Source organism: Streptomyces sp. NPDC046379 (assembly GCF_055587785.1).
The window spans coordinates 299,690-321,811 of the sequence record NZ_JBVJFP010000007.1 but is presented as its reverse complement, the minus strand read 5'-3'; the positions used below and the strand labels follow the sequence as shown (position 1 = coordinate 321,811).

Sequence of the window (22,122 nt, the reverse complement as noted above, 5' to 3'; positions counted from 1 at the left end):
TCCTCGGGGGGACTCGGCGGAGCAGTAGGGATTACTCCGGAGTCCGCCTCGGGCCGCCCTGACGGAAGCGGAACGTACTGCCGTGCATGGGCATGGTCCCGCTCCTCTCCCGGCTCTCGGCCGCCGGACGTTCCCGGCGGCGCGGACACCTCACTGTGCCTGGCCGGGCCCGGTCGGCGCCACCGAATAAATCACCGCAGGGCATGACGAAGGGCGGTGCCGCCGACACCGGCGGCACCGCCCTCGCGCACCTCGGGGCGTGTGCCCCTCACTCCTCGCCGGCGAGCGTCAGCGTGCGCAGCTTCTGGCCGGCGTACCAGGTGGCCAGCACCGTGACGGCGGCCAGCGCGACCGTCGCCGTGGTCAGGCCCACGTCCGAGGTGACCAGTTCACCGCCGGCCACCTTCTCCGCCACGGCGAGGGACCACTGCTGGACGCTGAGCGTGCGCGCGCCGGGCACCAGGGAGCCGAACAGCGCCTCCCAGATCAGCGCGTACACCAGGCCGAAGACGACCGCGTGCCGCGAGACCGTGCCGAGCAGCAGGAACAGCGCCGCGTAGGCGATGGAGGCGACCAGCGCCGCCACCGTGTAGGCGACGGCGACCTGCTGGCCGTTGCCGTTGAGGATGAAGCCGGCGATCAACGTCGGCACCGCGGAGAACACCATGGTGACGGCGACGGCGACGATCAGCTTGGTGTAGATGATCGTGGGCCGCTTGATCGGCTTGGACAGCAGGTACACCACGGAGCCGTCGTCGATCTCCGGGCCGATCGCGCCGGTGCCCGCGATGACGCCGATGATCGGCACCATCGTGGCGAGCGCGAGCCCGCCGAGGACGTCGGCGGCGGTCTGGTCGTCGGCGCCGGCGAGGGCGCGGACCGCCAGCGAGATGACGATCAGCAGCAGGGGCAGCGCGCCCAGGATGAGGGCCCGGCGACGGCCGAGCAGGGCCCGGTAGGTGAGCCGGGCGACTGTGGGGTCGTACATCAGGGCCTCCTACGCCGCGACCAGGTACGAGAACACGGACTCGAGGGACTCGTCGGACGGCGAGACCGTGAGCAGGCGGATGCCGTGCTCCCTCGCGACCTTCGGCAGCAGCGCGGTGAAGCGGCCGAAGTCGACGGCCTGGACGCGCAGGGCGCCCTCGGTGACGTCGACCTCGATGCCGGAGGTGGACGGGTCGGCGATCAGCGCGGCCGCGAGGGCACGGTCGTCGCTGGAGCGCACCAGGTAGCGGTGCGGGCGGTCCGTCATCAGACGGCGGATCCGGCGGAAGTCGCCGCTGGCCGCGTGCCGTCCGGCCACGACGACCTCGATGTGCCAGGCGAGCTGCTCGACCTCCTCCAGGATGTGCGAGGAGAACAGCACGGTGCGGCCCTCGTCGCCCATGCGCCGCAGCAGGTCCATCAGCTGCATGCGCTGGCGCGGGTCCATGCCGTTGAACGGCTCGTCGAGCAGCAGCAGCGACGGATCGTGGACCAGCGCCGACGCCATCTTCACGCGCTGCCGCATGCCCTTGGAGTAGGTGGCGATCTTCCGGTCCTGTGCGTACTCCATCTCCACCGTGGCGAGCGCCTTCTGGGCCGCCTTGGCGCCCAGGCCGTGCAGCTCGGCGTTGGCGAGGACGAACTCGCGTCCGGTGAGGAAGTCGTACATCGCCTCGCGCTCCGGGACGATGCCGATGTGGCGGTAGATCTTCTCGTTGCGCCACACCTGCTCGCCGTCGAGGGTGACGGTGCCGGTGGAGGGGGCGAGGAAGCCGCCCATCATGTTGATCAGGGTGGACTTGCCGGCGCCGTTGGGGCCGAGCAGGCCGGTGACGCCGGGGCCGATGGTCATCGTGACGTCGTTGACGGCGACCACGTTGCCGAACCAGCGGGAGACGTGGTCGATGCTGAGGGTTGTCACAGCCCCACCTTCTTGTAACGGCGCATCAGGAGAGCGTGGGAGCCGACGATCAGGCCCAGGGTGACCAGGACGAAGAGGATGCCCTCGGTCCGGTCGGGGCCGACCCCGCCGGGGAAGGCGGAGCTCGCGCCCAGGAAGGCGGACTGCACCCCGTCGATGAGGGTGATCGGCGAGAACAGGCCGATCAGGATGCCCGCGTCGCCGCTGCCCTGGACGTCGGCGATGGCCTGGAGGGTGGAGACGGCGCCGTAGGAGATGGTCAGGACGGCGATCACGGCGGCGATGCCGAAGCCGCGGCGCGGCGTGACCGACGCGATGACCAGGCCGATGCCGGCGAAGAGCAGTGAGAGCAGGGCCACGGACACCAGTCCCTGTGCGAATCCCTTGGTCTGGTCGGTGAAGTCGAGCTCGGCCAGCAGCGCCCCGACGTACAGCACCAGCAGGGGGGCGGCGGTGAGGATGAACAGCGCGGAGGCCAGCGCGGCGTACTTGGCGCGGACGTAGTCGCCGGTCTCGATGGGCCGCGAGAAGTACAGCGGCACGGTCTTGAAGCGCAGGTCGCGGGAGACCGACTGGGGCGCCTGCGAGGCGACGTACAGGCTGATGACGGCCTGCATGACGATCGCGTAGCGCGTGTAGTCGAGCGGCAGTTCCTTCGCCTTGGTGGCGACGGCGACGGCCACCATGATGGCGGCCGGCACGCACATCACGACGAACAGCAGCATCGGCAGCACCTTGGACTTGGCCGAGCGGCCGAGGCCGTAGGCGCCGCGCAGGGACTGCGAGTACAGCGACATCCTGGCGTACGAGCGGCCCAGGCGGGGGCCGTCGTAGGAGCGGTAGCCGATGTTGTGGATACGGGTGTCACCCGCCGGGGTGGCCAGTGCCTGCGGGGACTGCTCAGCCGCCATGGCCGACCGCCTCCTTCCGCTGTGCGTCGTCGTCGTTCGTGAAGACCTCGGCGATCTGGTGCCGCCGCTGTTCCATGCGCACCAGGCCGAGCCCGAGGTCGGCGATCACGTCGCGGACCAGGTCGTAGGTGTCCTCGCCCTGCGCGGTGAGCAGCAGGATGTGGCCGGCGCCCGGCAGTCCGCTGCCGTCCTGGACGGTCACCCCGCGCGCGTGGAGCGCCTCGCGCACCGCGCGGGTGCCGTCGGGGTGCTCGTCGGTGTCGGTGACCTCGATCGCGAGGGTCGTGGTGGTCTGCGTGAAGTCGCGGGTGGAGGAGGAGCGCAGCAGCTTGCCGCCGTCCACGACGACGACGTGGTCGCAGGTGCGCTCCAGCTCGCCCAGCAGGTGGGAGGTGACCAGGACCGAGATGCCGAAGTCCGTGTGGATGCGGCGGATGAGGCCGAGCATCTCGTCGCGGCCGACCGGGTCGAGGCCGTTGGTGGGCTCGTCCAGGAAGACCAGCTGCGGGTCGTGCACCAGGGCCTGCGCCAGCTTCACCCGCTGCTTCATGCCGGTGGAGTAGCCGCCGATGGGGCGGTAGCGCTCCTCGTACAGGCCGACGTGGCGCAGGGTGTCCGCGGTGCGCTCCCGGGCGGCGGTGGCCGGCAGGCCGGACATGCGCGCCATGTGGACGACGAACTCGGTGGCCGAGACGTCCGGGGGGAGGCAGTCGTGCTCGGGCATGTAGCCCACCCGTTCCCGGATGGCGGCGCCCTCGGTGGCGACGTCGAGTCCGAGCACTTCGGCGCGGCCCTCCGTGGCGGGAGACAGACCCAGCAGGATCTTGATCAACGTGGACTTGCCGGCCCCGTTGGCTCCGACGAGCCCGGTCACACCGGGCCCGACGTCCACGGAGAGCCGGTCAAGCGCGGTCACCCGGGGGAACCGCTTGCTCAGGCTTTCGGTCGCGATCACAGTCACATCCATGAAGGTAGTGACCCGTACCACTGCGGTCGTCAGCCCCCGGGGCCGTCTTGGGGTCCGTCTGGAGTCGTACGCGCCCGTAGGGGACGCCCTGCCTGAGAGTTATGCACAGCTGGGGGCGCACTGTTGACGGCTTGTCTCACAGCTGCGAGATTCGCCGCTGTGACGGGAATCGAGGGTGCGCGGCAGCGGTGGGTGCGGACGGGCGGGGTCGAGCTGTGCGTGGCCGAGCTGGGCGACCCGGAGCGGCCGGCGGTCGTCCTGGTGCACGGCTACCCGGACAGCAAGGAGGTGTGGTCGCGGATCGCGCCGCGCCTCGCCGAGCGGTTCCACGTGGTGGCCTACGACGTACGGGGGCACGGCGGGTCCACGGCGCCGCGTCCGCTGCGCGGCGGGTTCACGCTGGAGAAGCTGACGGACGACTTCCTGGCCGTGGCGGAGGCGGTCAGTCCGCACCGGCCGGTACATCTGGTGGGGCACGACTGGGGCTCGGTGCAGGGATGGGAGTTCGTCACGGTGCCCCGTGCGCGGGAGCGGATCCTGTCCTTCACCTCGGTCTCGGGCCCCTCGCTGGACCACTTCGGGCACTGGATCAAGAGCCGGGTGTCCCGCCCGACCCCACGCCGGGCGGGGCATCTGCTGGGCCAGGGCGTCCGGTCCTGGTACGTGTACGCGCTGCACACGCCCGTGCTGCCCGAGCTGGCCTGGCGCGGGCCGCTCGGCCGGTACTGGCCGCGGCTGCTGGAGCGCATGGAGCGGGTGCCCGGCGACGGCTACCCGACGGCGTCCCTGCCGTCGGACGCGGCGCACGGCGCCTGGCTCTACCGGGACAACGTGCGGTCCAGGCTGGGCGACCCGCGTCCCGACGCCTACGCGCACGTACCCGTGCAGCTCGTCACGCCGCTGGGGGACAGGTTCCTCTCGCCGCGGCTCCACGACGGCCTGGAGCAATGGGCGCCCCGGCTCACCCGGCGCACGCTGTCGTCGGGCCACTGGGTGCCGCGCAGCAGGCCGGACCAGCTGGCCACCTGGATCGCCGACTTCGTGACGTCCGTGGAGGACGGACGGCCCGAGGGGCGGGCCGGGGGCCGGTACGCCGACCGGTTCGGCGGGCGGCTGGTGCTGGTGACGGGCGCGGGCAGCGGCATCGGGCGGGCCACCGCGCTGGCGTTCGCCGAGGCGGGCGCGCGGGTGGTGGCGGTCGACCGGGACACCGGCGCGGCGCTCCGCACCGCCGGGGAGGCCCGGGCGCGGGGCGCGGCGGACGCCTGGGCGGAGACGGCCGACGTGGCCGACGAGCAGGCCGTGGAGAAGCTCGCCGAGCGGGTCACCGCCGCGCACGGGGTGGTGGACGTGCTGGTGAACAACGCGGGCGTCGGCCTGGGTGGCGCCTTCCTCGACACCACGACGGAGGACTGGAAGCGTGTCCTCGACGTCAACCTGTGGGGCGTGATCCACGGCTGTCTGTACTTCGGACGGCGGATGGCGGAGCGCGGGCAGGGCGGCCACATCGTCAACGTGGCGTCCGCGGCGGCGTTCCAGCCGTCGCGGGCGCTGCCCGCCTACGGGGCGTCGAAGGCGGCGGTGCTGATGCTCAGCGAGTCCCTGCGGGCCGAGCTGGCGGAGCGGGGGATCGGTGTGACGGCGGTGTGCCCGGGATTCGTCAACACGGGCATCACGTCCACCGCGCGCTTCGCGGGCACGGACGCGGCGGAGGAGCGGCGCAGGCGGCGGAAGGCGGCACGGCTGTACGGGCTGCGGAACTACCCGCCGGAGAAGGTCGCCGCCGCGGTGCTGCGTGCGGTGGTGCGCGACCAGGCGGTCGTGCCGGTCACCCCGGAGGCGCGGGCCGCGTACGCGCTGGCGCGGTGGCTGCCGGGGGCGGCGCGGAGGGTCGCGCGGGTGAAGCCGCCGGTCTGAGAGGGCCGGTTGTCCACAGAACCCCTCGTTCCGCTGTGGATAACCTCACTTATCTGTGGATCAAACCTTCGGATGTAAATCGATCGCGTGATGCGCGTCTCTCCCGGCAGTCTGAACAGATGGACGAAAGACGCACCGTGCGGGTGTCGAAGTACCTCGCGAAGCATCTGCGCCACCAGCCCGAGCGGATCGGGCTGACCCCCGACGCGGCCGGCTGGGTGGAGATCGACGCGCTGATCGACGCGGCGGCGGACCACGGCTTCCCGATCACCCGGGACGAACTGGACCATGTCGTCGCCGCCAACGACAAGCGGCGTTTCGCCGTCGAGGGCTCCCGGATCCGCGCCAGCCAGGGCCACACCATCCCCGTGGACCTTCAGTTGCCTACCGCCGTGCCCCCGGCCTGGCTCTACCACGGCACCGTCGCCCGGAACCTGGACGCGATCCGCTGCGAGGGCCTGCGGCCCATGGACCGGCACGCCGTGCATCTCTCCGCCGACCGCGAGACCGCCACCCGCGTCGGCGCCCGCCGGGGACGGCCGGTGGTGCTGTCGGTCGACGCGGGCGCCATGCACCGCGACGGCCATGTCTTCCACGTCAGCGCCAACGGCGTCTGGCTGACCGAGGCCGTTCCCAGCCGGTATCTGCGCTTCGGCGAGAGCCGGTAGGCCATGATCGACGGCATGGAGCATCTGCCCACCACCGAGGCCGCCGTCACCGCCCTCCGTGCCCTGGCCGAGCGGTACGGACGCGAGATAGAGGTCACCCACGACATCGGCGCCGACCAGACCTCGCGCCGCACCGCGGCCGGCGTCGGTGTGACCACCGACCCCGACGGCTCCCTGCCGCACGAGGCTCATGTCGAGTTCGGCGGCCTGCCCAGAGTGCGGGTGCGCCTGTTCCCGGAGGACGACGCGCTGATCGACGTCGAGGGCGTCGAATGCCCGGACATCCCCCGCGACGACGTGCCCGCCTTTCTGCGCTCGCTGTTCGACGGGCTGGCGTATGTGAAGGCGCGGCGGTTCCCGCCGGGCTACTTCCTCGTCGTGCCGCTGCCGGGGGACCGGACGCACAAGGAGTTCATCCCGATGGTCGTGCTCACTCCCTGGCTGAGCGCCCGAGTACGGTGACGGGCGAGCAGCGGGGGCCCGGGAGGCCTCACGTGTTTCACGTGAAACCGGACGCGCCGCTTAGGCTCGGGGCATGAGCCTGCGTCTGAGCACCGTGATCCTCCCGTACCGCCGCTGGCACGAAGGCAGCCGTTCCGCCTGGGTGCGGGCCGAGGAGCTGGGCTTCCACGCGGGCTACACCTACGACCACCTGTCCTGGCGGAGCTTCCGCGACGGCCCCTGGTTCGGCGCCGTCCCGACCCTGGCCGCCGCCGCGGGCGTGACCGAGCGCATGCGGCTCGGCACTCTGGTGACCTCGCCGAACTTCCGGCACCCGGTCACCCTGGCCAAGGAACTCATCTCCCTCGACGACATCTCGGGCGGCCGCGTCACCCTCGGCATCGGCGCGGGCGGCACCGGCTTCGACGCCACCGCCCTCGGCCAGGAGCCGTGGACCCCGCGCGAGCGCGCCGACCGCTTCGCCGAGTTCGTGCCCCTGCTGGACCGGCTGCTCACCGAGGACGCCGTGTCGTACGAGGGCGACTTCTACCAGGCGCACGAGGCGCGCAACATCCCCGGCTGCGTCCAACGGCCCCGGCTGCCCTTCGCCGTGGCGGCGACCGGCCCGCGGGGACTGCGGCTCGCGGCCCGGTACGGACAGGCGTGGGTGACCACCGGCGACCCGAAGCTGTACGAGGACGGCACACCCGAGCAGTCGGTTCAGGCCATTCGCGGTCAGGCCGAGAAGCTCGCCGGCGCCTGCGCCGAGATCGGCCGGGACGTGACCGAGCTGGACAAGATCCTGCTGACCGGGTTCACCCCCGACCGGGGCCGCCCGCTGGAGTCCCTGGACGCCTTCGTCGACTTCGCCGGCCGCCACGTCGAGCTGGGATTCAACGAGATCGTGGTGCACTGGCCCATCCCGGGCTCCGACTTCACGGCTGACCAGAAGGTCTTCGAACGGATCGCGATGGAGGCCCCGGCGCAGCTGCGGTGAACGAGAACGGGTGCCGCCCCTCCGATGCGGGACGAGAAGCCGCTGGTGACATCGGTAATCACTCAGATGTGCGGAGTCCCGCACGACCGTGCGGGCATATGCGGGACAATGAGCGGGTGACCTCAGCGATCCGAGAGCCCGAGACCCCGGCCGCCACCACCCCACCGCGGCTCATCGCCACCGACCTCGACGGCACCCTGCTCCGCGACGACAAGTCGGTGTCCCCACGGACCGTCGCCGCCCTGGCCGCCGCCGAGGAGGCCGGCATCGAGGTCTTCTTCGTCACCGGCCGCCCGGCCCGCTGGATGGACGTGGTCAGCGACCATGTGCACGGCCACGGCCTCGCCATCTGCGGCAACGGCGCCGCCGTCGTCGACCTGCACGGCGGCCCGGGCGCGCACCGCTTCGTCAAGGTGCGCGAGCTGCCCCGGAACAACGCCCTGGAGGCGGTGGGCCTGCTGCGCGACGCCGCCCCGGGCACGGTGTACGCCGTGGAGCAGACCTACGGCTTCTACCAGGAGCCCGCGTACCCGAAGCTGCACATGGAGGTCCCGGACGACCTGGCGCCCGCCGAGGACCTGCTGGCCGACGGCTCCCCCTCCACCGCCGAACCGGTGCTCAAGATCCTGGCGTTCCACCCCGAGATGGAGCCGGACGCGTTCCTCACCCTGGCCCGGCTCGCCGTCGGTGAGCGCGCCACCGTGACCCGCTCCAGCCCGAGTGCCCTGCTGGAGATCAGCGGGCCCGACGTCTCCAAGGCGAGCACCCTCGCGCTGTGCTGCGCCGAGCGGGGCATCTCGCACGAGGAGGTCGTCGCCTTCGGTGACATGCCGAACGACGTCGAGATGCTGACCTGGGCGGGCCGCTCGTACGCGATGGGCAACGCCCACCCGGACGTGCTGGCCGCCGCCTCGGGTCACACGGTCGCGAACAACGACGACGGTGTGGCCGTGGTGATCGAGCAGCTGCTGAACGGGCGGATCTGAGTCCTGCGGTTCACGGGGCGGGTCGGGCCGGCCGGGGCCGCCGCTCAGAGGGTCACCCCGCGTCCGGTGAGCCACGGCACCGGGTCCACCGACGACCCCATCTCCGGGGTCACGCGCACCTCGAAGTGCAGGTGCGGACCGGTGGAGTTGCCGCTGGTGCCGGACTGCCCGATCCACTGCCCGGGGGCCACCCGCTCCCCCTGGTCGACGGCGACGGCGGCCAGGTGCGCGTACTGGGTGTAGTAGCCGCCCGGGTGCTCGACCACGATCTCGATGCCGAACGCGCCGCCGCAGGAGACCTTCACCACGGTGCCGCTGCCCACGGACCGCACCGGCGTCCCGATCGGCACCGCGAAGTCCTGTCCGGTGTGCCGGTTCGCCCAGCGCGCGCCGCCGCTGCCGAAGGAGGCGGACAGCTCGTACGCCTCCACGGGCGCCACCCAGGGGGTGGTGTACTGCGCCGGCGGCTGGTCGAGACGTACGGCACCACGGCAGGCGCCCGCCGCCACCGAGGCGTCCGCCTCGCCCTGGAGCTGCCGGCGCGCCGTCTCGAGCTTGTCCTCGATGTCCCGCTGCAGCGCGGCGAGTTCCTCGTTCCGCTTCTCCAGCTTCTTCCAGGCCGCCGCCGCCTTCGCCTCGTCCCGGGCGAGCCGCGCCTCGGCCCGTTCACTGCGGCCGAGCGCCTGGTCCAGCGCGACCTCGGCGTGGTGCACCACACGCTGACCACGCATCAGCTGCTCCGGGTCGTCGGCGAGAAGCATGTGCGCGGTGAGCGGCAGCCCGCCGCCGTCCCGGTACTGGGAGCTGGCGATCCGGCCCAGGTCCTCACGGAGCACGGCGGCCTCCTGCCGCTCGTGGTCGAGCCGCTCCTCCAGCTGCTGCGCCAGCTCGCGCTGCTTCTCCGCCTCCTCGCGCCCGGCCTCGTACCGCTCGGTGGCCTTCGCCGCCTCCTCGTACAGCCGCGCCACCTCGGCGCTGACGGAGGGGGAGCCGTGGCCGGGGGCGTGGGATCCGTCGCCCTCGGCGGGCCGGGCGGCGAGCACGGCGAGCGCGCAGAACAGCACGGCGACGAGCAGCGGACGACGGCGGGTGAGACGCATGCCTGCGATCCTGTCCCCGCCCCGGGCCGGGCGGCGCGTTCGCGTCGTACACATGGGGGAGGACACGCCCCCGGACGGATGCTTCGGAGGCCGCCGGAAGCCCGGCGACACTGACGAGGCGTCAACGTGAGTTCGCTGCCGCGTCCTTCCGGAATCGAACTGGCGGTCAGGCACTCCCCGGATCGGGTGCCCGATGCTCATGTGGCTGCCGTGGCCCGCGTGACTCGATGATCCTTGTAGGGCGCAAGCAACGGGCTGCAGACCGGTGTCTTGCGCATGTCCCCCACGCGTTCCGGCGCGTGGAGCGTGCGTAGTCCCACGTACGCGATGCACCTTCACAGGAGGATCTGCCATGAACGTTCTGACCGAGCTGCTCGCCGGTGTCGTCCACCTCGTGGGCTGGCTCGTCTGACGTGCCGGAGGGGGCCGTCCCGACGCTGTGCCGGGGCGGCCCCCTCGTGTGTGCGCGGGCGTCGGCTAGGTGTTCTGTCTCGGGAGGTTGTGGACGGGTGAGCCAGGTCTCGGCTGAGGGATCTTGAACAGGTGAGGGCCTTCCGGTTCGGTGTGGATTGCGACGTCTACACCTGAGCGAAAGGCCCTCGTGCCCCACCGTAATGCACCCCTGACCGAGACCGGACGGCTGCGCCTGGCCCGCTGCGTGGTCGAGGACAACTGGCCCCTGCGCCGAGCTGCGGAACGCTTCCAGGTCTCGCCCACCACCGCCCGGCGCTGGGCCGACCGCTACCGGCAGTTCGGCGAAGCCGGCATGAGCGACCGCTCCTCCCGCCCGCGTACCAGCCCGCGCCGCACCCCGACCCGCACCGAGCGCCGGATCATCAAGGTCCGCGTCCTGCGCCGCTGGGGACCGGCCCGCATCGCACACCTGCTGCACCTGGTGCCCTCGACCGTGCACCGCGTGCTGACCCGCTTCGGCCTGGCCCGCCTCACCCACCTGGACCGGGCCACCGGCCGGGTCATACGCCGCTACGAACGTGACCGCCCCGGCGAACTGGTCCACGTGGACATCAAAAAGCTCGGCAACATCCCCGACGGCGGCGGACACAAGGTGCTGGGCCGCCAGGCCGGGCGCAGGACCCGCGCGGGCACCGGCTACAGCTACCTGCACACCGCCGTCGACGACCACTCCCGCCTCGCCTACAGCGAGATCCACACAGATGAGAAGAAGGAGACCGCCACCGGCTTCTGGACCCGTGCCCAGGCGTTCTTCACCCAGGCCGGCATCACCGTCGAGCGAGTCCTGACCGACAACGGCTCCTGCTACCGCTCACGCGACTGGCGCGACCTGCTCACCGCGGCCGGGATCGCCCACAAGCGCACCCGCCCCTACCGGCCGCAGACCAACGGCAAGGTCGAACGCTTCAACCGCACCCTCCTCGACGAATGGGCCTACGCCCGCCCCTACCGCTCGGAGACCGAACGACGCGAAGCGTTCCCCGGCTGGCTGCACACCTACAATCACCACCGCGGACACACCGCGCTGAAGGGCCAACCACCCGCCAGCCGCGTCCCCAACCTCACGAGGCAATACAACTAGGACACCGCGACCAGTGCCCCCGCCTCCTCCTCCCGCAGCGCCATGTCCCGCAACGGCCCGTCGACGGCACGCAGTTCCTCGTACGGTCCGCGCTGCGCCACCCGTCCCGCTTCCAGCACGATCACTTCGTCCACCGCCTCCAGCCCGGCCAGCCGGTGGGTGACGAGGACGGTGGTGCGGCCCTCGGTGGCGGCCAGCAGATCGGCCGTGAGCGCGTCCGCGGTCGTCAGGTCGAGGTGCTCGGCGGGCTCGTCCAGCACCAGCACGGGGAAGTCCGCCAGCAGGGCCCGCGCCAGGGCGAGCCGCTGCCGCTGCCCCCCGGACAGCCGCGCGCCGTGCTCGCCCACCAGCGTGTCCAGCCCGTCCGGCAGCCCGTCCACCCAGTCCAGCAACCGGGCCCGGCGGAGCGCGTCGCGCAGGTCGGCCTCGGTGGCGTCCTTCCGCGCCAGCAGCAGGTTCTCCCGGACGGAGCTGTTGAACAGGTGCGCGTCCTGCGCGCACAGCCCCACCATGCGCCGTACGTCGTCCCCGTCCAGGGCGCGGGCGTCCACACCCGCGAGCGTGTAGCTGCCGGCGCCGGGGTCCAGGAACCGCAGCAGCACCTGGGCGAGCGTCGTCTTCCCGGAGCCGGAGGGACCGACCACCGCGACGCGGCGGCCCCGCTCCAGCGTCAGGTCCAGCCCGGCGAGCGCGTCCCGGTCCTGCCCGGGGTGGCGGGCGGTGAGTCCCCTGAAGGTGAGCGGGAACGGTGAGACGGGCGCCTGTCGGGGCGTCTCCGGCTCACGTACGGGCGGCCGCGCGTCCAGCACCTCGTACACGCGCTCCGCGCTGTGGCGCACCCGCTGCCGGTACCGCACGGCGAGGGGCATGCCGAGGACCGCCTCGAACGCGGCCAGCGGGGTGAGGACCACCACGGCCAGGGCCACGCCGTCGAGCCGCCCGGAGGTCACGCCCTGCACGCCGACGAGCGCGGCGGCGGCCACGGTCAGCCCGGAGATCAGCGCGGTGAGCCCGTCGCCGAGACCGGTGACGGCGGCGGACCGCGACGCGATGCGGGTCAGCACCCCGTCGGCCCGCCGCGTCCCCTCGGACCGGGCGGGCAGCGCCCCGGCGACGGTCAGCTCGGCGGTGCCGCTGAGCAGGTCGGTCACCCGGGTGGCGAGGTCGCCGCGGGCCGGGGCCAGCCGGCGCTCGGTGCGCCGCGCCACAGCGACGGTGAGCAGCGGCACGACCGCGCCTGCCGCAAGAAGCCCGGCCGCGAGCACGGCACCGGCCTCGGGCAGCAGCCACGCGGTGAAGCCGACGGACAGGGCGGACACGGCGAGGGCGGCGCCGGCCGGGAGCAGCCAGCGCAGCCAGTAGTCCTGGAGCGCGTCCACGTCGGAGACCAGCCGGGTGAGCAGGTCGCCCCGGCGGGTGCCGCGCAGTCCGGCGGGCGCGAGGCGTTCCAGCCGCCGGTAGACCGCGACCCGGGTGTCAGCCAGCATGCGCAGCACGGCGTCGTGGGACACCAGCCGCTCGGCGTAGCGGAACACGGCCCGGCCGATGCCGAAGGCGCGCGTCGCGGTGACGGCCATCATCAGGTACAGCACCGGCGGTTGTTCCGAGGCGCGGGAGATGAGCCAGCCGGACGTGGCCATGAGGCCGACGGCGCTGCCCAGGGCGAGGGCGCCGAGGAGCATCGCGAGCGTGATCCTCCCCCGCCGGGCGCCCGACAGGGCACGGACCCGGGCGAGCACACCGCCGGGAGCCGGCCCGGCGGGCGCGTCGGTGACCGGCTCGGTCGTCCCGGAGCCCGCTTCGGGCGCCGCGCCGGACGTCGCGTGTGCCTCCGTCCGGCCCGAGGCCACGGCCGCCTCGTCGCGGCCCTCGGGCATCGGCAGCCGGACCACACGGTCGGCGACGGCGAGCAGCGCCGGCCGGTGCACCACGAGCAGCACCGTCCGGCCCTCCGTCAGGCGTCGTACCGCCGCCACGACCTCGGCCTCCGTGGCCCCGTCGAGGGCGGCCGTCGGCTCGTCGAGCAGGAGCACGGGCCGGTCCGCGAGGAACGCGCGGGCCAGCGCGAGCCGCTGCCGCTGCCCGGCCGAGAGCCCCGCACCGTCCTCACCGAGTACGGTGCCGGCGCCGTGGGGGAGGGCGTCCACGAAGTCCAGCGCGCCCGCGTCCCGCAACGCGCGCCGCACCGCCGCGTCGTCCGCGTCGGGGCGGGCGAGCCGGACGTTCTCCGCGATCGTCCCGGCGTACAGATGGGGCCGCTGCGGCACCCAGGCGACGCGGCAATGCCACTCGGCGAGGCCGAGTCCGGTGAGGTCGGCCCCGCCGACGCTCACCCGGCCCGCGTCGGGACGGACGAAACCCAGCGCCGCGCTGAGCAGAGTGGTTTTCCCGGACCCGCTGGGCCCGACCAGGGCGACCGTCTCACCGGGGGCGACGGTGAACGACACGTCCGTCACGGCGTCCGAGATCCGGCCGGGGTACCGGACGGTCACGTTCTGGAAGGCGAGGGCGCCCTGCGGCACCGTGCCCTTCCCCTCCGTGGGCACGGGCGTCTCGAGCACCGTGAAGATCTCCTCGGCCGCGCCGAGCCCTTCCGCGGCCGCGTGGTACTGCGTCCCCACCTGGCGCAGCGGCAGATACGCCTCCGGCGCCAGGATCAGGATGAGCAGACCCGTGTACAGGTCCAGCTCACCGTGGACCAGGCGCATGCCGATGGTCACGGCGACCAGCGCCACGGAGAGGGTGGCGAGCAGTTCCAGCGCGAACGAGGAGATGAAGGCGATCCGCAGCGTCCGCATGGTCGCGCGCCGGTACTCGGCGGTGATGGTGCGGATCGACTCGGCCTGCGCCTTGGCCCGCCCGAAGACCTTCAGCGTCGGCAGCCCGGCCACGACATCCAGGAAGTGCCCGGACAGCCTCGACAGCAGCAGCCACTGACGGTCCATCCGGTTCTGGGTGGCCCAGCCGATCAGCACCATGAAGACGGGGATGAGGGGCAGGGTGCCGACGATGATCGCCGCCGACACCCACTCCTCCGTGACGATGCGCGCCAGCACGGCGGCCGGGACGACCACCGCGAGACCCAGCTGGGGGAGATATCGCGAGAAGTAGCCGTCGAGGGCATCGACACCCCGGGTAGCCAGGGTGACCAGCGACCCGGTGTGCTGGCCGTCCAGCCAGCCCGGCCCGAGGGCCGTCGCCCGGTCCAGCAACCGCCCCCGCAGCTCCGACTTCACGGCGGCGCTCGCCCGGTGCGCGGCCAGCTCGGTCAGCCAGCCGACCAGGCCCCGGCCGGCCGCCGTCGCGACGAGCAGCAGCAGGGGCGTGCGCAGGTCACCGGCGGGCCGGCCGTCCTGGAAGGAGCCGACCACGATCTCGGCGATGAGCATGGCCTGGGCGACGACCAGCCCCGCGCCGACGGCCCCGAGGCCGACGACCGCTGCCAGGAAACCCCGGGTGGCACGCGCGTACCGGAGGAGGCGGGGGTCGATTGGTTTCACGTGAAACACACCCTCAGTGCACGAGGTCGGCGATGTGCTGGGTGCCGATCCGCTTGCGGAAGACCCAGTAGGTCCAGCCCTGGTAGAGCAGCACCAGCGGGGTGGCGACGACCGCCAGCCAGGTCATGATCTTCAGCGTGTACGGGCTGGACGAGGCATTGGTGACGGTCAGGCTCCACTCGGGGTCCAGGGTGGAGGGCATGACGTTCGGGAACAGCGTCAGGAAGAGCATGGCCACCGCGGCCACGATGGTGACGCCGGACAGGGTGAACGCCCATCCCTCGCGTCCCGCCTGATTGGCTCCCAGGGCGGCGACCAGGGAGGCGACCGCCACACCGAGCGCGACCAGGCTGGCCCCGTCACCGTTCTCGACCTGCGTCCACAGCAGGAAGACCAGCGCCAGCACGGCGGTGACCACACCCACCTGCAGAGCCAGCTTCCGCGCCCGCTCCCGGATGTCCCCGACCGTCTTGAGCGCCGTGAAGACCGTGCCGTGGAAGGTGAACAGGGTGAGCGTGACCAGACCGCCCAGCAGGGCGTACGGGTTGAGCAGGTCCCAGACGGTGCCCACGTACTCGAAGTCGGCGTCGAGCCTGACCCCCCGCACGATGTTGCCGAAGGCGACACCCCACAGGAACGCCGGGAGCAGCGAGGTCCAGAAGATCGCCGTCTCCCAGTTGCGCTGCCAGTTCTCCTCGGGCCGCTTGGCCCGGTACTCGAAGGCGACCCCGCGGACGATCAGGCAGATCAGGATGGCGAGCAGCGGCAGGTAGAAGCCGGAGAAGAGGGTGGCGTACCACTCGGGGAAAGCGGCGAAGGTGGCGCCACCGGCCGTGAGCAGCCAGACCTCGTTGCCGTCCCACACCGGGCCGATGGTGTTGATGAGCACCCGCTTCTCGGCCCGGTTCCGGGCCAGCAGCCGGGTGAGGACACCGACCCCGAAGTCGAAGCCCTCGAGGAAGAAGTAGCCGGTCCACAGGACGGCGATGAGGACGAACCAGACGTCGTGCAGTTCCATGACAGTGCAGCTCCCTCGGCCTAGTACGAGAAGGCCATCGGCTTGTCGGCGTCACGGACGTCGCCGCCGAGCTTCGTGGGCGGGTTGAGGTCGGAGTCGCTCAGCTCGGGCGGCCCCGCCTTGACGTACTTGACGAGCAGCCGGACCTCGATGACGGCCAGCACGGCGTAGAGCAGGGTGAAGACGGTCATCGAGGTGATGACCTCGGCCTGGGACACGCCGGGGGAGACCGCGTCCTCGGTGCGCATCACGCCGTAGACGACCCAGGGCTGACGGCCCATCTCGGTGAAGATCCAGCCCCAGGCGTTGGCGATCAGCGGGAAGGCCATCGTCCACACCGCGGCCAGCCAGTAGAGCCGGGTCAGCCGGGATCCCAGCGGCTTCTTCAGCAGCACCAGGTGCGGCACCTCGTCCTCACCGGTGCGGTACGCGGCCGGCAGGAAGAACTTCTTCCGGGTGAGCCACAGCCCCAGCAGGCCCACCGAGAAGGAGGCCATGCCGAAGCCGATCATCCAGCGGAAGCCCCAGTAGGCGACGGGCACGATGGGCTTGTAGTCGCCGGGCCCGAACTTCTCCTGCAGCGCCTCGTTCGTGTCGTTGATCCCGGGCACGTAGGACTCGAAGTCGCTGTGGGCGAGGAAGGACAGCAGGCCGGGTATCTCCAGGGCGACCTCGTTGTGGCCCTTGTCGACGTCGCCATAGGCGAAGACGGAGAAGGGAGCGGGCTCCTCGCCGTCCCAGAGGGCCTCGGCGGCGGCCATCTTCATCGGCTGCTGCTCGTACATGACCTTGCCCAGGGTGTCGCCGCTGATCGCGGTGAACAGTCCGCCGACCGCCAGGGTCACCAGGCCGAGCCGCAGCGAGGTGCGCATCACCGGGATGTGCTTCTTGCGCATCAGGTGGAAGGCCGCGATGCCGACCATGAAGGCGCCGCCGGTGAGGAAGGCCGCCGAGAAGCTGTGGAAGACCTGGTTGAGCGTGGTGTTCTGGGTGAGCACCAGCCAGAAGTCGGTGAGCTCGGCACGGCCCTTCTCGCCGTTGATCCGGTAGCCGACCGGGTGCTGCATCCAGGAGTTGGCGGCGAGGATGAAGTACGCCGACAGCAGCGTGCCGATCGACACCATCCAGATGCAGGCCAGGTGGATCTTCTTCGGCAGCCGGTCCCAGCCGAAGATCCACAGGCCGATGAAGGTGGACTCGAAGAAGAAGGCGATCAGCGCCTCGAAGGCGAGCGGGGCGCCGAAGACGTCACCGACGAAGCGCGAGTAGTCGGACCAGTTCATCCCGAACTGGAACTCCTGCACGATGCCGGTGACGACGCCCATCGCGATGTTGATCAGGAAGAGCTTGCCCCAGAACTTCGTCGCCCTGAGGTACTTCTCCTTCTCCGTCCGCACCCAGGCGGTCTGCAGCCCGGCGACGAGGGCGGCGAGCGAGATCGTCAGGGGAACGAAGAGGAAGTGGTAGACGGTGGTGATGCCGAACTGCCATCGCGCCAGGGTCTCCGGCGCCAGAGCCAGATCCACGTCGTCGCTCCTTACTTCGCCGTGGTGCAGCAGCCGCGCGGGGCCCGCTCCATCCCCGGCCATCTCGGGAGAAACGGGATGCGCTTGTGAACGCGTTCACATTCACAAGCAATTATGACCTACTGCTTTTCCGACCTGGAAGGGGGGTCCTGTGTGACGTCAGCCCCTTCTCCGGGCACGCCCCGACGAGGCCCCGCGGCCGGTCCCGGACGCACGGGAGCGGCCGGCGGATCAACCGCCGGCCGCTCCTCGTCCGTGCTGGTCGGGCCTGCTGTCGCCGCAGGTCAGCCCCGGGCGCGGAACTCCTCGGTGACCTTCAGGAAGATGTCGTTCGCCTCCGTCTCACCGATGGTGACCCGAACGCCCTCGCCGGGGAACGGCCGGACGACCACGCCCGCCTGCTCGCACGTCTGCGCGAACGGCACGGTGCGCTCCCCCAGCCGCAGCCACACGAAGTTGGCCTGGGTCTCGGGCACCGTCCAGCCCTGGGCGCGCAGCCCGTCCACCACCCGGTTGCGCTCGCAGACCAGGGAGCCGACCCGGCCGATCAGCTCGTCCTCGGCCCGCAGCGAGGCGACCGCCGCCTCCTGGGCGATCTGGCTCACGCCGAACGGCACCGCCGTCTTGCGCAGCGCCGCGGCCACCGGCTCGTGGGCGATGGCGAAACCGACCCGCAGCCCGGCGAGACCGTAGGCCTTGGAGAAGGTGCGCAGGACGCAGACGTTGGGCCGCTCGCGGTAGATCTCCACGCCGTCCGGCACCTCGGGGTCGCGGATGAACTCGCGGTAGGCCTCGTCCAGCACCACCAGGACGTCGCGGGGCACCCGGTCGAGGAACCGCTCCAGCTCGGCGCGGCGCACCACCGTGCCGGTCGGGTTGTTGGGGTTGCAGACGAAGATCAGCCGGGTCCGCCCGGTGATCGCGTCGGCCATCGCGTCCAGGTCGTGCACGTCGCCCTCGGTCAGCGGGACCTGGACGGACGTGGCGCCGCTGATCTGCGTGATGATCGGGTACGCCTCGAAGGAGCGCCAGGCGTAGATCACCTCGTCGCCGGGGCCCGAGGTGGCCTGCAGCAGCTGCTGGGCCACGCCGACCGAGCCGGTGCCCGTCGCCACGTGGGACGCCGGCACCCCGAACCGCTCGGCCAGCTCGGCCGTGAGGGCGGTGCAGGCCATGTCCGGGTAGCGGTTGAAGGAGGAGGCGGCGGCCGTCACCGTCTCCATCACGCCCGGCAGCGGCGGGTAGGGGTTCTCGTTGGAGGACAGCTTGTACGCCACCGGCCCGTCGGCCGCCGCGGGCTTGCCCGGCTTGTAGGTGGGGATCCCCTCCAGCTCGGCGCGCAGCTTGGGGCTCGTCTCGCTCACCGCAGTCCTCCTCGCGAAGACCGGCGGCCCATGACCGCCGCCGACATCCAATACTGCTCACCTTATGAGGATTCGGCCCCGCTGCGTACAGGGGCGACGAACGGGCTTTCCTCCTCCTGCGTCACATGGACAACACGGGAAACATCGCTCGTACGGGTGCGAAGGGCGTGCGGGTCAGGGGCGCGCCGCACATATATCTATGCGCCGGTGGTTCGCGCCGTGGCGCGCGTCACCCGTGCAGGTGAGTTGAGACCTCTTCGCAACATCGCACCCTCGCCAGGCGTGCATGCACGGACACGTCAGGGACTGGCATTGAACCGTTCAACACCCATGGTTTCCATGGTGATCGACGCGAAATGATCATGCAGAAACGTGCCTGTCAACGCGTGCATATGCGTCCGCCCTACCCCACCGTATGAGCCCTACTATCGGCTCGCCATGACAGCAGCAGGGAAGCACCAGGTGAGCCGCGCGGAAACCTCACGCCGAGGCAGCCGGCCGGGTCGAGCGGGCATCAGGGACGTGGCCGCCGCCGCCGGAGTCTCCATCACGACCGTCTCCGACGCCCTCAACGGCAAGGGCCGGCTCCCGGACGCCACCCGGCGCCACGTCCGCGAGGTGGCCGACAGACTGGGGTACCGCCCCTCGGCCGCCGCCCGTACGCTCCGCACCGGGAAGTCCGGACTCATCGGCCTGACCGTGACGACGTACGGGGATGAACCTTTCACCTTCACCGAGTTCGCGTACTTCGCCGAGATGGCGCGGGCCGCCACGTCGGCCGCGCTCGCCCGCGGCTACGCCCTCGTCATCCTGCCCGCGACCTCGCGTCACGACGTGTGGTCCAACGTGGCCCTGGACGGCACGGTGGTGATCGACCCCTCCGACCACGACCCGGTGGTCAGCGAGCTGGTCCGCCAGGGCTTACCCGTGGTCTCCGACGGCCGCCCGGCCGGCTCCCTGCCGGTCACGGCCTGGGTCGACAACGACCACGAGGCCGCCGTGCTCGGCATCCTCGACCACCTCGCCGACGCCGGCGCCCGCCGCATCGGCCTGCTGACCGGCACCACCACCGACACGTACACCCACCTGTCGACCACCGCCTACCTGCGCTGGTGCGAGCGGATGGGGCAGGACCCGGTGTACGAGGCGTACCCGGCGCACGACCCGTGCGCGGGCGCCGTCGCCGCCGACCGGCTGCTCGCCCGCCCGGACCGCCCCGACGCGGTCTACGGCCTCTTCGACCCCAACGGCACGGACCTGCTCGCCGCAGCTCGCCGCTACGGGCTGCGCGTGCCGGAGGACCTGCTCATCGTCTGCTGCAGCGAGTCCACGGTGTACGCCAACACCGAGCCGCCCGTCACCACACTCTCCCTGAAACCCCGCCGCATCGGCACGGCGGTGGTGCAGCTGCTGATCGACGCCATCGAGGGCGTCGACTCGGACCAGCCGGTCGAGCAGGTGATACCGACCGAGCTGATCGTGCGCAGGTCGTCGCAGCGCCGGCCGCCCCGCACGACGGTCAGCCCGCCGAGGTCGCCGCACGGCACATGAACACCCGGGGGCGCGAAGTTGGGAGGGCCAGGGAGGAGGCCCCGCTTCCGGAGGGGTGAGGCGAGGCGGAACCCGGCCCGCTCAGGGCTCCCGGGGAAGACGGACCGGCCGTCCTGCGGAACGGTCCGGTCGCCGGAGGCGGGCGCGGGGATGCGCGCCCCGGGGGGTGACACGCGGAGTGCGCGCCGCAGGAATGACGAGGGGACGAACCGGAAGCAGGACGACGGCCTCGGGCAGCGGGACCGGCCCGGAAGCGGAATCCGGACCACCGGCCGGGCACCGGGCGAACCCCGGTCGGACGTTCATGGAACGTCCGGGGGACGACCGGGCGCCGGTGTCGAACACCATTCGACAGGCCGGAGACCCCCGCAAACGGGGCGAAAACCTCGGTGAACCGGAGTCCTGTTCTGATTCACCACCCCTGGGTCATCACACGGCGCGATCCGCATTCCTATGATGGGCCCACGACACCGCGGGCCGCTGCGACCAGGCAGTCCGACGCGGTGCAGATGCGGCGCGATGGTGGAGGGGTCGATGACTCAGGGGGCCGGTCAGGGACCCGAGGTGGAGCGGACGGCGACGTTGCGCGACTTCCGGGTGCCCGCGTACGTCCACGAGACCGGTCCGTACCTCCACAGCAGCACCCACCCCGGTGACGTCGTCCCGCCGGCCGAGGAGGCGTACCCGGAGGGGTACACGCCGACCCAGCGGGACCTCCCCGTCATCAACCGGGGTGACACGGTCCAGGTGACCGTCGACCCCGTGCCCGCGCCCGCCCCGCAGCCCGCCACCGGCAAGGGCCCGCTGTACGTGGTCGGCGACGTCCACGGCTATCTGGACGAGCTGGTGGCCGCCCTCCAGGAGCAGGGACTCATCGACTCCGCGGGCAACTGGTGCGCCGGCACCGCGCGCCTGTGGTTCCTCGGCGACTTCACCGACCGCGGTCCGGACGGCATCGGCGTCATCGACCTGGTGATGCGGCTGTCCGCCGAGGCCGCCGCGGCCGGCGGGTACTGCAAGGCCCTCATGGGCAACCACGAGCTGCTGCTGCTCGGCGCGAAGCGGTTCGGCGACACGCCCGTCAACTCCGGTGCGGGCACCGCCACCTTCCAGGCCGCCTGGCTGCTGAACGGCGGCCAGAAGACCGACATGGACCGCCTCCAGGACCACCACCTGCAGTGGATGGCACGCCTCGACGCCGTCGAGGAGGTCGACGGCCATCTGCTGCTGCACTCCGACACCACCGCCTACCTCGACTACGGCCGTTCGATCGAAGAGGTCAACGACACGGTCCGCGAGACCCTCACCCGCAACGACGCCGACGAGGTCTGGGACCTGTTCCGCAAGTTCACCAAGCGGTTCTCCTTCCGGGACGAGGGCGGTGCCGACGCGGTGCGTTCCCTGCTCCATACGTACGGCGGCACCCGGGTCGTTCACGGCCACAGCCCGATCCCGTATCTGCTGGGCGAAGTCGGCTCCGAGGACGGCGAGGACGACGGCGGCCCCACGGTGGCCGAACCGCACGTGTACGCCGACGGACTCGCCATCGCGATGGACGGCGGCGTGACGATGGCAGGAAAACTGCTGGTACGGCAGTTGCCGTTGACCGACTGAGGGGTGCGCCGGCCCTGTTGAGGCGCCCCTCGGCCGCATCCCGGGGACGGCAATTTCCGCAGACCCCCTGTCACCGCGCGCCGTCACCGCTCTACCAT

General features: G+C 71.7%; 17 protein-coding genes. 8 read left to right on the top strand and 9 right to left on the bottom strand.

The features are described from left to right. Positions 1-268 precede the first annotated feature (268 nt). From ACZ6KF_RS15650 to ACZ6KF_RS15635, 4 genes are read right to left on the bottom strand one after another with little or no spacing between them, the layout of a single operon-like run. Entirely contained in the window at positions 269-988 is a 720-nt protein-coding gene (locus ACZ6KF_RS15650; RefSeq protein ID WP_033273304.1) for an ABC transporter permease subunit, read from the bottom strand. A 9-nt stretch (positions 989-997) separates the two neighbouring features. Continuing rightward, the gene (locus ACZ6KF_RS15645; protein WP_019525979.1) at positions 998-1,909 is read right to left on the bottom strand and encodes an ABC transporter ATP-binding protein; all 912 of its coding nucleotides are present in this window, start codon (positions 1,907-1,909) and stop codon (positions 998-1,000) included. After that, positions 1,906-2,820, bottom strand: a complete 915-nt coding sequence (locus ACZ6KF_RS15640; protein WP_048460241.1) for an ABC transporter permease — start codon at positions 2,818-2,820, stop codon at positions 1,906-1,908. Before ACZ6KF_RS15640 ends, ACZ6KF_RS15645 begins: the two co-directional genes overlap by 4 nt. After that, positions 2,810-3,775, bottom strand: coding sequence for an ABC transporter ATP-binding protein (locus ACZ6KF_RS15635; RefSeq protein ID WP_048460242.1), 966 nt, complete (start codon positions 3,773-3,775; stop codon positions 2,810-2,812). Before ACZ6KF_RS15635 ends, ACZ6KF_RS15640 begins: the two co-directional genes overlap by 11 nt. Positions 3,776-3,946: 171 nt before the next feature. Between ACZ6KF_RS15635 and ACZ6KF_RS15630 the strand changes: the two genes are divergently transcribed. From ACZ6KF_RS15630 to ACZ6KF_RS15610, 5 genes are all read left to right on the top strand, one after another. Beyond that, positions 3,947-5,704, top strand: coding sequence for an SDR family oxidoreductase (locus tag ACZ6KF_RS15630; RefSeq protein ID WP_469238712.1), 1,758 nt, complete (start codon positions 3,947-3,949; stop codon positions 5,702-5,704). Between the two features lie 119 nt (positions 5,705-5,823). Continuing rightward, a complete protein-coding gene (locus ACZ6KF_RS15625) occupies positions 5,824-6,372 on the top strand; it encodes an RNA 2'-phosphotransferase (RefSeq protein WP_268220262.1) in 549 nt (182 codons plus the stop codon). Between the two features lie 3 nt (positions 6,373-6,375). Next, positions 6,376-6,834, top strand: coding sequence for a hypothetical protein (locus ACZ6KF_RS15620; RefSeq protein ID WP_114874124.1), 459 nt, complete (start codon positions 6,376-6,378; stop codon positions 6,832-6,834). Between the two features lie 73 nt (positions 6,835-6,907). Further along, complete coding sequence (locus tag ACZ6KF_RS15615) at positions 6,908-7,810, top strand: LLM class flavin-dependent oxidoreductase (RefSeq protein WP_216716957.1); 903 nt, start codon at positions 6,908-6,910, stop codon at positions 7,808-7,810. 98 nt (positions 7,811-7,908) lie between these two features. Continuing rightward, positions 7,909-8,796, top strand: coding sequence for a Cof-type HAD-IIB family hydrolase (locus tag ACZ6KF_RS15610; protein ID WP_078895298.1), 888 nt, complete (start codon positions 7,909-7,911; stop codon positions 8,794-8,796). A gap of 44 nt (positions 8,797-8,840) precedes the next feature. Here ACZ6KF_RS15610 and ACZ6KF_RS15605 read toward each other — a convergent pair whose 3' ends face one another. Further along, entirely contained in the window at positions 8,841-9,896 is a 1,056-nt protein-coding gene (locus ACZ6KF_RS15605) for a M23 family metallopeptidase (protein ID WP_210906657.1), read from the bottom strand. A gap of 601 nt (positions 9,897-10,497) precedes the next feature. Here ACZ6KF_RS15605 and ACZ6KF_RS15600 point away from each other — a divergent pair. Continuing rightward, positions 10,498-11,451 (top strand): IS481 family transposase, encoded by a 954-nt coding sequence (locus ACZ6KF_RS15600; protein ID WP_469238708.1) that lies wholly within the window; start codon positions 10,498-10,500, stop codon positions 11,449-11,451. Here ACZ6KF_RS15600 and cydD read toward each other — a convergent pair. The 4 genes from cydD to hisC form a co-directional block, all read right to left on the bottom strand. Further along, complete coding sequence (gene cydD / locus ACZ6KF_RS15595) at positions 11,448-14,951, bottom strand: thiol reductant ABC exporter subunit CydD (RefSeq protein ID WP_469238706.1); 3,504 nt, start codon at positions 14,949-14,951, stop codon at positions 11,448-11,450. The two genes, ACZ6KF_RS15600 and cydD, sit on opposite strands and share 4 nt — an antisense overlap. A 13-nt stretch (positions 14,952-14,964) precedes the next feature. Beyond that, entirely contained in the window at positions 14,965-15,969 is a 1,005-nt protein-coding gene (gene cydB / locus ACZ6KF_RS15590; RefSeq protein ID WP_346157296.1) for a cytochrome d ubiquinol oxidase subunit II, read from the bottom strand. A 20-nt stretch (positions 15,970-15,989) separates the two neighbouring features. Next, on the bottom strand, positions 15,990-17,495 hold the full coding sequence (locus tag ACZ6KF_RS15585; RefSeq protein ID WP_102638464.1) for a cytochrome ubiquinol oxidase subunit I: 1,506 nt from the start codon (positions 17,493-17,495) through the stop codon (positions 15,990-15,992). A gap of 284 nt (positions 17,496-17,779) precedes the next feature. Beyond that, positions 17,780-18,859, bottom strand: a complete 1,080-nt coding sequence (gene hisC / locus ACZ6KF_RS15580) for a histidinol-phosphate transaminase (protein ID WP_163040711.1) — start codon at positions 18,857-18,859, stop codon at positions 17,780-17,782. A 438-nt stretch (positions 18,860-19,297) separates the two neighbouring features. On the opposite strand from hisC, the gene ACZ6KF_RS15575 reads away from it, so the two are divergent. Beyond that, complete coding sequence (locus ACZ6KF_RS15575) at positions 19,298-20,410, top strand: LacI family DNA-binding transcriptional regulator (protein ID WP_469238703.1); 1,113 nt, start codon at positions 19,298-19,300, stop codon at positions 20,408-20,410. A gap of 519 nt (positions 20,411-20,929) precedes the next feature. Then, entirely contained in the window at positions 20,930-22,024 is a 1,095-nt protein-coding gene (locus ACZ6KF_RS15570) for a metallophosphoesterase (RefSeq protein WP_469238701.1), read from the top strand. Positions 22,025-22,122: the final 98 nt, after the last annotated feature.

Bases quoted from the DNA above. Each gene is read 5' to 3' on its own strand.
- ACZ6KF_RS15610 (WP_078895298.1), top strand. From the start codon at position 7,909: ATGCGGGACAATGAGCGGGTGACCTCAGCGATCCGAGAGCCCGAGACC.
- ACZ6KF_RS15650 (WP_033273304.1), bottom strand. From the start codon at position 988: ATGTACGACCCCACAGTCGCCCGGCTCACCTACCGGGCCCTGCTCGGC.
- ACZ6KF_RS15620 (WP_114874124.1), top strand. From the start codon at position 6,376: ATGATCGACGGCATGGAGCATCTGCCCACCACCGAGGCCGCCGTCACC.
- ACZ6KF_RS15575 (WP_469238703.1), top strand. From the start codon at position 19,298: ATGACAGCAGCAGGGAAGCACCAGGTGAGCCGCGCGGAAACCTCACGC.
- ACZ6KF_RS15615 (WP_216716957.1), top strand. From the start codon at position 6,908: ATGAGCCTGCGTCTGAGCACCGTGATCCTCCCGTACCGCCGCTGGCAC.
- ACZ6KF_RS15625 (WP_268220262.1), top strand. From the start codon at position 5,824: ATGGACGAAAGACGCACCGTGCGGGTGTCGAAGTACCTCGCGAAGCAT.
- ACZ6KF_RS15570 (WP_469238701.1), top strand. From the start codon at position 20,930: ATGGTGGAGGGGTCGATGACTCAGGGGGCCGGTCAGGGACCCGAGGTG.
- ACZ6KF_RS15640 (WP_048460241.1), bottom strand. From the start codon at position 2,820: ATGGCGGCTGAGCAGTCCCCGCAGGCACTGGCCACCCCGGCGGGTGAC.
- ACZ6KF_RS15605 (WP_210906657.1), bottom strand. From the start codon at position 9,896: ATGCGTCTCACCCGCCGTCGTCCGCTGCTCGTCGCCGTGCTGTTCTGC.
- cydB (WP_346157296.1), bottom strand. From the start codon at position 15,969: ATGGAACTGCACGACGTCTGGTTCGTCCTCATCGCCGTCCTGTGGACC.